This is a genomic window from Polaribacter vadi, from assembly GCF_018861005.1.
In the GTDB taxonomy this organism is placed as follows: domain Bacteria; phylum Bacteroidota; class Bacteroidia; order Flavobacteriales; family Flavobacteriaceae; genus Polaribacter; species Polaribacter vadi_A.
Window position 1 is genome coordinate 131,379 of sequence record NZ_JAHKQL010000026.1, and the last position, 11,372, is coordinate 142,750.

Below are 11,372 nucleotides of genomic sequence, written 5' to 3' on the forward strand. Positions count from 1 at the left end.
CAGTATTTAACACAAAATATTTTGATATCAAAAGAAAAAAAAATATTAATTGTAGAAGACAACACAGTTATAGGTAATAATATTGTTAACGAATTATCTAAAGTCAATTATTTAAAAGAAGTAGAGTTAACAACCTCAATTATAAAAGCAATATCTCTTATTAATAATATTTTCTTCGATTTAATTATACTCGATTTAAGTTTACCTGATGGTAATGGATTAGATGTTTTAAAATTAATAAAAGAAAAAAAAACACAAAAAAAAGTTTTAGTTTTTTCTACAAGTACACACCTTAAACAAATTTGCTTAAAATACGGTGCTTATGCTTTTTTTGATAAAGCAAAAGAGTTTGATGAATTAATTGCTACTACTAAATCTATTTCTAAAGAATAAATTTCATTTTTATATTTCAGAATTTAATAAAAAAAAGGGATTACATTACTTTTACTCTTTAATTCTGATTAAAATTAAATAAAGATGAAAACTCATATTCAAATTATTGAGGATAAAGATATATTAACTATACTACCTCTTTTAAGAAAATTAAACAATAAAACACCTATAGAAACTCTAGAACAAAGAGTTTTAGAAATGTCTAAAATGCCTCATTACGAATGTGTAGGTTTATATGTTAATGAAATTTTAGTAGGTATTTCTGGTCTTTGGTATTCAACAAGACATTATATTGGTAAAACTGTAGAACCAGATCATGTAATTATAGATCATTCTATAAGAGGAAAAGGATTAGGAAAAACTTTTTTTAGTTGGATTGATGCATACGTAATAAACAAAGGCTGTGAAGCTATAGAATTGAATGCTTATTCTAACAACTCAAAAGCGCATAAATTTTATTATAATGAAGGTTATAATGTTTACGGTTTTCACTTTTTAAAGGTTTTAAGAAACGATAAAAAATTTTATTAATTTTGATAAAAAAACATTGCAGAATTCAAAAATGATTATATATTTGCAACCCTTTACCAAGCGAAAGTAGCTCAGTTGGTAGAGCGTCAGCCTTCCAAGCTGAATGTCGCCAGTTCGAACCTGGTCTTTCGCTCTAAAAAACCTTATTTTAATTAATAAGGTTTTTTTTATGCCTAAAATTAAATGAGCAAATAAATAAGTTGATGTTATTTATACTCTAAAGAAAACAAATTCTTTAGCTTAAAAAATAAAATAAGAAACTGTTAATTATAAACTTTTAAGTTTATCTCCAAAAAGTAAGAGTAAAACAATAGGTATTGCTAGCAAAACAATAAAAGTAGTATTTGTAGAAAACAATATTGGTTGTAGTATAAGTGTTAATACAAAACCACCAATTGCTCCACCTAAATGAGCTGCATGACCAACATTACCAACTTGTTTTTTCATTCCGTAAATAGAATACAATAAATAACCTACTCCAAAAATATAACCTGGTATTGGAATAGGAACAAAAAATAAATATAAGCTCATATCCGGATTTAGTAAAATAGAAGTGTAAACAATACCAGAAACTGCACCAGAAGCACCTACAGCACTATAATAAGGTTCATCTTTATGATAATGTAAAGCGTACAAACTACCAGCTAACAAACTACCAAAATAGATAATTAAAAAAGAAGTTATACCTAATATCTGAGTTACAAAACCACCAAACATATATAAAACATACATGTTTAAAATAAGGTGCATCCAATCTACATGTAAAAAACCAGAAGTAAGCATCCTTATTTTTTCACCTCCCTTTACCCTACCAACTTGAAACTTATATTTATCTAAAAAGGAATAATCATCAAAGCCTTTTTTAGAGAATAAAACATTAGCAATAACAATCAGTAAAATAATTGGGTTTATGTCTTGTAGCATATTACAAAAATAACAATTCAGTTTTGTTTTATTATATTCTTTTAATATAAATACTGATATTTGTAAATTAAATAAATGATATGCAGTTTTTAGTATTTGCACTTACTTACCCCTTAATTTGGCTACTATCAAAATTACCTATGAGGTTTCTTTACGTAATTTCTGATGGATTTTTCTTTTTAAATTATTACGTTTTTAAATATAGAAAAAAAGTAGTTTTAGATAATTTAAATCTTGCCTTTCCAGAAAAATCTAACGAAGAAAAAAATGCTATTGCTAAAGGTTTTTTCAAACATTTTACTGATTTATTTATGGAAAGTATAAAAGCTTTTTCTATAAGTGAAAAAGAAGTTTTAAAACATTATAAATACAAAAATCCAGAAGTAATAAATAATTTAGTTAAAGAAGGTAAAAGTATTGCTTTGGTTGGTGCCCATCAAGCAAATTGGGAATGGTCTTTTAGCTTACCTCTTGTACTACAAGGTAATATTTATGGAGCTTACACTAAATTAGGGAATAAATATTTTGAAAAAACGCTAAGATCATCTAGAGAAAAATTTGGAATTCTTGGTTTTAAAACTTCTGAAACTGTAAAAGGAATGCAAAAGAATTTTAACAAAAAAATTCAAGGTTCTTATATTTTATTAAGTGATCAATCTCCACAGTTAACTAAAACACATTATTGGAACACTTTTTTTGGAATAAATGTACCCATACATACAGGTGCAGAAATGTTAGCCAAAAAATTTGATTTAGTGGTAGTTAATTATGTTGCAAAAAAAGTAAAAAGAGGTTATTACGAAACAGAATTTCAACTAATAACTGAAGAACCTAAACTACATGAGGGATATGAAATTACTGATAAATATTTGGCTTTAACTGAAAAAAACATTAATAAACAGCCAGAGCTTTACTTATGGTCTCATAAAAGATTTAAGCATAGAGATAAAATTGAAGAATGGAAAGAAATGAGAGTTGCTAAACAGAAAACCAAGAAGTAACTAACTCTTTTTCTATTGGTGTAAAAGTTTTATGTACATAATCATTTTTAATAGGATCGTATGTATAATCTTTTGCCCAGACTTCTATATTTTCTGATAATTCTCGTAAAGAATTACAGATAAAATCTAACTCAGTATTTGTAATTGTAGGATGCAAAGATAAACGAACCCAACCTGGTTTATCTGTATTGCAACCATGTAAAATTTCGTCTTTAATTCTGTTTGATGTTTCTTGGTCTACATTTAACAAAAAATGACCATAAGTTCCTGCACAAGAACACCCTCCTCTTGTCTGAATTCCAAATTTATCATTCAATAACTTTACAACTAAATTAAAATGATATTTTTCGAAATAAAAAGAAAAAATACTTAAACGCTTTTTATGGTTTGGTGCTAATATTTTTACATCCTTTAAATTCTCTAAAGTTTCAAAAATTACTGCATTAAGTTCTTCTTCTCTTTTTTTAATGTTTTCAGTTCCCATTTTTTCTTTCAACTGAATAGAAAGTGCAATTTTAATAGTTTGTAAAAAACCTGGTGTACCACCATCTTCTCTAGTTTCTACATCATCAAAATAATCATGTTGTCCCCAAGGGTTTGTATAACTTACAGTTCCACCTCCTGGATTATCAGGTACAGTATTTTTGTATAATTTTTTATTAAAAACTAAAACACCAGAAGTACCTGGACCACCTAAAAATTTATGTGGCGAAAAGAAAATAGCATCTAACATTTCATCTTCATTTTCTGGATGCATGTCTATATCTACATAAGGTGCACAACAAGCAAAATCTACAAAACACAATCCATTATAACTATGTATTAATTTTGCTACTTTATGGTACTCCGTTTTTATACCTGTTACATTAGAACAAGAAGTAATTGAGGCTATTTTTATTTTTCTATCCTCATATTTTTTAATGTATTTTTCAAAAGTTGTTAAACAAACCAAACCTTCATCATTACAAGGCACAACTTCTACATCTGCAATAGTTTCTAACCAAGAAGTTTGGTTTGAATGATGCTCCATATGAGAGACAAAAACTATAGGTCTTAACTCGTCTGGAATATTGGTATGATTCTTTAAATTTTCTGAAACTTTAATACCTAAAATACGTTGAAATTTATTTACAACACCTGTCATACCAGAACCTGTTGTAATTAAAACATCATTACTATTTGCATTAACATGACGTTTAATAATATTTCTAGCTTCGTGATAAGCCAAGGTCATTGCTGCACCAGAAGTAGAAGTTTCTGTGTGTGTGTTTGCAACAAAAGGTCCTATTTGATTACTAATTTTATCTTCTATAGATTTGTATAATCTACCACTTGCAGTCCAATCACAATAGACCAAATTTTGTTCTCCATAAGGAGAAGTAAATGTTTGATTAACACCAATTATTTGATTTCTAAACTGAGAAAAATACTGCTCTAAACTCATTCTTAATTTTTAAAATAATTTAAATCTTGCTCCGAAAACAATTGTTTTTTCTAAAAAAGTAAAACTTTGTTCAGCAGAATCTTCTGGATTTATTGTTGTTCTAATGTTTGGCATATTTATATACCCATATTTTAAATCGGACTGTAAAAAGAAGTGCTTAAAAAAGGTTAGGTTTAAACCAGCACCTACAGAAACTCCCCAACCAGAAACATGAAAATTATCGTACCTTTCTTTGTTTAATAAAGTTGTATTTGTACGCGGATATAAAATACCTGCTCCAAAACCTTCAGTAATATTTAATTGTAAGTTTTCATTATTCATGCCAATTAAATGACCTATTTCATCAAATCTTTTTAACTCTACGTTTACATAATTTAAACCATCTGTGTGTTCAAATTGTAAAAAATCATGAGTTAATCTAATATCATCATTGTTGTAAACTCCATCATAAGGAGTATTGGCATTTATTTCTCCATTTATTTTTACAGTTTGATAACTTTCAACAACGTATTTCATATGATCTACACCAACAGAAATAGTATAATGATCGTTTAAAAAATAACCTAACCTAAAATTAGTTTGTGGTAATGTTATTTTTGTTGGATGAAAATAATCTAAAGTAAAACTAGATATTCTATCATTTGCAACTACATCTTGTAAAGTAAAATCGTAATTTGCTCCTTTAAAATTGATGTCTGAATTTGAGTAATCTGCTCTATTCCAACCCCAATAAATAAAGAATTTTCCTTTATTACCAACTTTTATTTTTTCTTCTTTCTGTTCTTGTTCTTGAGCTAAAAACGATAATGACATCATTAATAACAAGAAAAAAATTAACTTTATTTTCAAAATATTATGCTATTATTTCTTTAATTTCTTTTATAAATCTTTCTGCTAAGGCATCTGCTGCTACTTGAGATTTAGCTTCTGTGTAAATTCTAATAATTGGCTCTGTATTCGATTTTCTTAAATGAATCCATTCCTCAGCGAAATCAATTTTTACTCCATCAATGGTATTTACATCCTCATTTTTATAGGTTTTTGCCATTGTTTCTAAAATTTGATCAACATCAATTGCTGGTGTTAATTGAATTTTATTTTTACTCATAAAGTAACTTGGGTAAGAATCTCTTAAAGTTTTACAAGACACTTTCTGATGTGCTAAATGCGATAAAAATAAAGCAACACCCACTAAAGAATCACGTCCATAATGAGAATCTGGATAAATAATTCCTCCATTTCCTTCTCCACCAATTACAGTATTAGTTTCTTTCATTTTAATAACCACATTTACTTCACCAACTGCTGATGCTGTATACGTTCCACCATGTTTTTGGGTAACATCTCTTAATGCTCTAGAAGATGATAAATTAGAAACTGTGTTTCCTCCACCTAATCTACCTAAAACATAATCTGCACAAGCTACTAAAGTATATTCTTCGCCAAACATAGAACCGTCTTCAGAAACTAAAGCTAACCTGTCTACATCTGGGTCTACTACAATTCCGAAATCTGCTTTTTCTTTTACAACCAATTCAGAAATGTCTGTTAAATGTTCTTTTAATGGTTCTGGATTATGAGGAAACTGTCCATTTGGTGTACAATATAATTCTACACATTCTACATTTAATTCTTTTAATAAAGCTGGAATAAAAATACCTCCTGTAGAGTTTACTCCATCTACAACTACTTTAAAATTAGCTTTTTTAATGGCTTCTACATCAACTAATTCTAAGTTTAAAACTTCTTGTATGTGTTTATGTAAGTATGTGCTGTTTTTAGAGTAAGATCCTAAATCATCAACTTCTGCGAATTCAAAATCTTCACTTTCTGCTAGTTCTAAAATCTTAACACCTTCTTCTCCGTTTAAAAACTCTCCTTTTTCGTTTAATAATTTTAATGCATTCCATTGTTTTGGGTTATGAGATGCTGTTAAAATAATTCCTCCATCTGCTTTTTCTAAAGGTACTGCAACTTCTACAGTTGGTGTTGTAGATAAACCTAAGTCTACTACATTTATACCTAAACCTACCAAAGTATTTGCTACCAAACTAGAAATCATTTTACCAGAAATTCTGGCATCTCTACCTATAACTACTGTAAGTTTTTCTTTATTCGGATTTCTTTTTTTTATGAAGGCTCCATAAGCTGAAGCAAATTTTACGGCATCAATGGGGGTTAAATTATTATCAGTTCTACCTCCTATTGTACCTCTAATTCCTGATATTGATTTTATTAATGTCATAGTTTAATAATTTACTTTTTTAGCATAACAAATATAAAATAATCTATTTTGTAATTTATTAATTTTATAAAAAAGGTAGTAATTTATTGTTAAATTACTGGTGCTTGTAAATAAGCTGCGTTAAGGATTGGAGCTTTGTTTGAGCTCTTTTATGAAGGTATGAATAAAAAGCGAGTGCGTAAAGCCTGACCTGAAAGGTAACGCCCTATAATAAAAAAGCCAATACAAAATTGTATTGGCTTTTAAAATTTATAAAAAATGAAGATTATTTACCTTCTTCCATTTTTTTCTTTAAGGCTGCAAGACCTCCAATATCTCCTAATGTAGTTTTTTCTGCATCAGTAGATTTTTTAGCTTGTGCTTTAATATTCTTACGCTCTTGCTCTTTAAAGATAGATGTATGAGATACAACTACTCTTCTGTATTCTTTAGAGAATTCTAATACAATAAATTTTAAAGTTTCACCTTTAGTTAATTTAGTACCATCTTCTTTTTCTAAGAATCTACTTGGCGCAAAACCTTCTACACCATCTGCAAAAGTTACAACTGCTCCTTTATCATTCTTTTCTTTTACAAGACCTTCGTGAATAGAACCAATTTCGTAAGTAGCTTCGTGTGCATCCCAAGGGTTATCTTGAGTTTGTTTATGACCTAAGTTTAATTTTCTGTTTTCAACATCTAATTCTAAAACTTGTACGTCTAATTTTTGACCTACAGTTACAAAATCTGATGGATGTTTTACTTTCTTTGTCCAAGATAAGTCAGAAATATAAACTAAACCATCAATACCTTCTTCTAATTCTACAAATACACCAAAGTTTGTGTAATTTCTTACAGTACCTGTGTGTGTTGAATTGATTGGGTATTTAGTAGTAATATCTGTCCAAGGATCTGGGTGTAATTGTTTGATACCTAAAGACATTTTACGATCTTCTCTATCTAAAGTTAAAATTTGAGCTTCAACTTTATCTCCAACTTTTACGAAATCTTGTGCAGAACGTAAGTGAGTTGACCAAGACATTTCAGAAACGTGAATTAACCCTTCTACTCCTTGCTCTACTTCTACAAACGCACCATAATCAGCTAAAACAACAACTTCTCCAGTTACTTTATCACCAATTTTTAAATCAGCATTTAAAGCTTCCCATGGATGAGCAGATAATTGTTTTAAACCTAATTGAATTCTAGATTTGTTATCATCAAAGTCTAAAATTACAACGTTTAATTTTTGATCTAACTCAACAACCTCATTTGGATGATTGATTCTAGACCAAGATAAATCTGTAATGTGTACTAAACCATCTACACCACCTAAATCAACAAATACACCATAAGAAGTAATGTTTTTAACAACACCTTCTAATACTTGTCCTTTTTCTAACTGACCAATGATTTCTTTTTTCTGTAATTCAATATCAGCTTCAATAAGTGCTTTATGAGATACTACAACGTTTTTAAATTCGTGGTTGATTTTAACAACTTTGAATTCCATTGTTTTCTCTACATACTGATCGTAATCTCTAATTGGCTTAACATCAATTTGAGAACCTGGTAAGAATGCTTCGATTCCGAAAACATCTACAATCATACCACCTCTAGTTCTACACTTAACAAAACCGTTAACTACTTCACCTGTTTCATGAGCATTGTTAACACGCTCCCAAGCTTTAATTACTCTCGCTTTTTTGTGAGATAATACTAATTGACCTGAAGAATCTTCTCTTTTGTCAACTAATACTTCTACTTTATCTCCTTCAGATAACCCTTGGTTATAACGAAATTCGTTTAAAGAGATAACTCCTTCAGATTTAGAGTTAATATCAATAATTGCATCTCTGTCTGTAATTCTAATTACAGTACCTTCAATTACATCACGCTCATTTACAAAACCTACAGTACCTTCTAAAGCTTTTTCAAACTCTTGTAACTTTTCTTCATCTACAGCCTCAATACCTTGTTCGTATTTGTGCCAGTTAAAATCAGCTAAAAATTGTGTTGGATCTACAGCAGGAGCCGCTGTTTCTTGTACTTCAGTAGCAACTACTTGCTCTTCAGTGTTTTTTGTTTCTTCAGACATGTGTCTAAATTAATTTTGTATCTTGTTGTTTTACAGATTTTTAACGATTAAAACTTCAAGAGATGTTTTTATATTTTGTTTTATCTAAATCCTTTTACAAATCTGTTATCGTAAAAAGGAGTGCAAATTTACAAAATTTACTTGATTTATAGCTAATTAGAATTAAATTATTATTCTTTTTATTCTTGATATACAAAAAACTACCTTTGCACTTTTAAAACTATCAGGTAGATTTTAATGTAGATGGATAAAAAGACAAAAGATTTAGTAAATAAAGGTATCATGCTTCCATTAATGGAAGAGTTTTATACCATTCAAGGTGAAGGTTCTCATACAGGAACAGCTGCTTATTTTATAAGAGTTGGTGGTTGTGATGTTGGTTGCCATTGGTGTGATGTTAAAGAAAGTTGGAATGCAGATTTGCACCCACCAACTTTAGCTGATAAGATTGTAGATAATGTAAAAAAATATGCCAATACTGTTGTAATTACTGGTGGTGAGCCTTTAATGTGGTCTATGGATTATATTACTGAAAACTTGCAAAAGAACAACATAAAAACGCATATAGAAACCTCTGGAGCGTATTCTTTTTCTGGAAAATGGGATTGGTTTTGTCTTTCGCCAAAGAAGACAAAATTACCTTTAGACGAGTGTTATGCTCAAGCAAATGAATTAAAAATGATAATTCATAATAAATCAGATTTTGATTTTGCTGAACAAGAAGCTGCTAAAGTTAACAAAGAGTGTCAGTTATTTTTACAACCTGAATGGAGTAAAAAAGAAAAAATGACAGAGCAGATTGTAGATTATGTAATGAAAAATCCAAAATGGAAAATCTCATTACAAACTCATAAATATTTAAATATACCTTAATTTTATTTGAAGCTTTTTCCTGCTTTTCACTATATCTTTTTATGCTGAATACCTTATAATTCAATTCCTTTTTAGAAATTATTTAAAGTATTCAAAATTATAAAGCTAATTTAATTCAGCATAAAAAGGATGTCGTTTCAATCAGGGCTAAGATTGTTTGTTAGCTTTTAGAGTTTAAGATAATTTATCGTCTACTAAAGCACAGATTCTTTCAAATTGTTCATCAATTCCCATATCAGAATTATCAAATTCAATAGCGTCATCAGCTTTTACTAGTGGAGAGTCTTCCCTTGTCGAATCAATTCTATCACGTTCTTGTACGTTAAAAAGAATTTCATCAAAATTGACTTTATCTCCCCTATCTATTAATTCTTTATAACGTCTTGTTGCTCTTTTATCTGCAGAAGCTGTCATAAATAATTTTAAATCAGCATCAGGAAAAACAACTGTTCCTATATCTCTACCATCCATTACTACTCCACCTTCTTTTCCCATTTCTTTCTGTTCAGCAACAAGTTTTTTTCTAACTTCAGAAATTGCAGCAACTTTACTAACCAATTGAGAAACTTCTAAAGTTCTAATTTCTTTTTCTACATTCTTGCCATTCAAATACATTTCTGCAAAACCTAAATCTTCATTAAATAGAAATGAAAGTGAGATACTATTCAAACTTGAAATTAAACCTTCCTTATTTAAAGTATCTATACTAACAAAATCATTCTTCTTTGCAAAAAGTGTTACTGCTCTATACATAGCACCTGTATCAACATATATATAGTTATATTTCTTTGCTAGTAATTTAGCAATGGTACTTTTCCCTGTTGATGAAAATCCATCTATAGCAATTGTATTTTTTTTATTCATCTTTTATCTTTTATCTAAATCTATTTGTAAACTAAATGTACTGGCATTAGCAGCAGAATGGAATTTAGAATATGCATAATTAAACTTTATTTTATTCATTTTAATTCCAAACCCAAAAGAAATACCACCAAAAGTTCTTACATTTTGCAATTTTAATTCTGCTGCTCTTCTAAAATTATAGCCCATTCTAATATTAATAGCACTTTCTGGGAATAATTCAGCACCAATAACAAAATGTCTAAAAGTATTACCAATAAAACCAATTTCTTCCTCAGTTACATTTCCTTCTAAATCAGTAGTTTGCTCTGAAGGGTTAGATTCTGAAACATTCCATTGTTGTAAATTATCTAAAGTAAAATACCATTTTAAAGGAACATATTCTAATTGATAAGAACCTCCTAACGCAACTTTAAATGGTAGTTTTTCATTAGTCCCATCATAAGTTTTAATTTGTGATCCCACATTTCTAGCTACTAATGTAAATGAATAAGGTTTATAAGGACTGTAATATAAAATACCGAAATCGCCAGCAACACCAGCAGAATTATAATTACTAATCCTTGAATTTATTATTTTGATACTAGCTCCAAAAAATAAATTTGTCCAAGGTAAATTTCTAGCATAACCAATTGAAATTGCTAAATCATTAGCACTAAAATCACCAGTTTCATTTCCTTCATCATCAGCACCAATTAAAGTACCATAATCTAAATACTTAATGCTTCCATGTATCGTACCAAAACGTCTTGATATTAATTTTGCGTAAGACAATGAACCAATATTAATCCCTGCCAAATAACTAGAATAATTAACAGAAACTTTATTATCAATCTCAGAATTAATCGTGGATGGATTCCATATAGGTTGATTAACATCATCAATAAGCGTTAATACTTCTCCACCAAGGGAAATTTGCCTTGCAGAAGTAGATAAATTCAAAAATTGATAAACATTTTCTCCTCCAACTTGAGATTTAGACTCTATTGAAAATAAAAAAGATATATATAAAATAAATAAAAT

General features: G+C 28.9%; 11 protein-coding genes and 1 tRNA gene. 5 read left to right on the plus strand and 7 right to left on the minus strand.

The window, feature by feature from the left end; all coding sequences use genetic code 11:
* The first annotated feature begins 21 nt into the window (after positions 1-21).
* From KO506_RS12740 to KO506_RS12750, 3 genes are all read left to right on the plus strand, one after another.
* Entirely contained in the window at positions 22-393 is a 372-nt protein-coding gene (locus KO506_RS12740; protein ID WP_215995301.1) for a response regulator, read from the plus strand.
* An 84-nt stretch (positions 394-477) separates the two neighbouring features.
* The gene (locus KO506_RS12745; RefSeq protein WP_215995302.1) at positions 478-924 is read left to right on the plus strand and encodes a GNAT family N-acetyltransferase; all 447 of its coding nucleotides are present in this window, start codon (positions 478-480) and stop codon (positions 922-924) included.
* A 60-nt stretch (positions 925-984) separates the two neighbouring features.
* Positions 985-1,057 (plus strand) — tRNA-Gly (locus tag KO506_RS12750).
* Positions 1,058-1,191: 134 nt separating this feature from the next.
* Here the strand turns inward: KO506_RS12750 and KO506_RS12755 are convergent.
* A complete protein-coding gene (locus KO506_RS12755) occupies positions 1,192-1,848 on the minus strand; it encodes a rhomboid family intramembrane serine protease (protein ID WP_215995303.1) in 657 nt (218 codons plus the stop codon).
* Positions 1,849-1,928: 80 nt separating this feature from the next.
* Between KO506_RS12755 and KO506_RS12760 the strand changes: the two genes are divergently transcribed.
* On the plus strand, positions 1,929-2,849 hold the full coding sequence (locus KO506_RS12760) for a lysophospholipid acyltransferase family protein (protein WP_215995304.1): 921 nt from the start codon (positions 1,929-1,931) through the stop codon (positions 2,847-2,849).
* Here KO506_RS12760 and KO506_RS12765 read toward each other — a convergent pair.
* The 4 genes from KO506_RS12765 to rpsA all read right to left on the minus strand — a co-directional run bounded on the left by KO506_RS12765 (position 2,827) and on the right by rpsA (position 8,615).
* Complete coding sequence (locus KO506_RS12765) at positions 2,827-4,293, minus strand: aminotransferase class V-fold PLP-dependent enzyme (RefSeq protein ID WP_215995305.1); 1,467 nt, start codon at positions 4,291-4,293, stop codon at positions 2,827-2,829. The genes KO506_RS12760 and KO506_RS12765 overlap by 23 nt on opposite strands.
* Before the next feature lie 9 nt (positions 4,294-4,302).
* Complete coding sequence (locus tag KO506_RS12770; RefSeq protein ID WP_436836415.1) at positions 4,303-5,136, minus strand: hypothetical protein; 834 nt, start codon at positions 5,134-5,136, stop codon at positions 4,303-4,305.
* Between the two features lie 10 nt (positions 5,137-5,146).
* Complete coding sequence (gene glmM, locus KO506_RS12775; RefSeq protein WP_215995306.1) at positions 5,147-6,538, minus strand: phosphoglucosamine mutase; 1,392 nt, start codon at positions 6,536-6,538, stop codon at positions 5,147-5,149.
* 265 nt (positions 6,539-6,803) lie between these two features.
* The gene (gene rpsA, locus KO506_RS12780) at positions 6,804-8,615 is read right to left on the minus strand and encodes a 30S ribosomal protein S1 (RefSeq protein ID WP_215995307.1); all 1,812 of its coding nucleotides are present in this window, start codon (positions 8,613-8,615) and stop codon (positions 6,804-6,806) included.
* A gap of 243 nt (positions 8,616-8,858) precedes the next feature.
* Here rpsA and KO506_RS12785 point away from each other — a divergent pair, with 243 nt between their 5' ends.
* On the plus strand, positions 8,859-9,488 hold the full coding sequence (locus tag KO506_RS12785) for a 7-carboxy-7-deazaguanine synthase QueE (protein WP_215995308.1): 630 nt from the start codon (positions 8,859-8,861) through the stop codon (positions 9,486-9,488).
* A 174-nt stretch (positions 9,489-9,662) separates the two neighbouring features.
* Here the strand turns inward: KO506_RS12785 and cmk are convergent, their stop codons facing one another.
* Together cmk and porQ are read right to left on the minus strand one after the other, a co-directional pair.
* On the minus strand, positions 9,663-10,352 hold the full coding sequence (gene cmk / locus KO506_RS12790) for a (d)CMP kinase (protein ID WP_215995309.1): 690 nt from the start codon (positions 10,350-10,352) through the stop codon (positions 9,663-9,665).
* 3 nt (positions 10,353-10,355) lie between these two features.
* A complete protein-coding gene (porQ, locus tag KO506_RS12795; protein WP_215995310.1) occupies positions 10,356-11,372 on the minus strand; it encodes a type IX secretion system protein PorQ in 1,017 nt (338 codons plus the stop codon).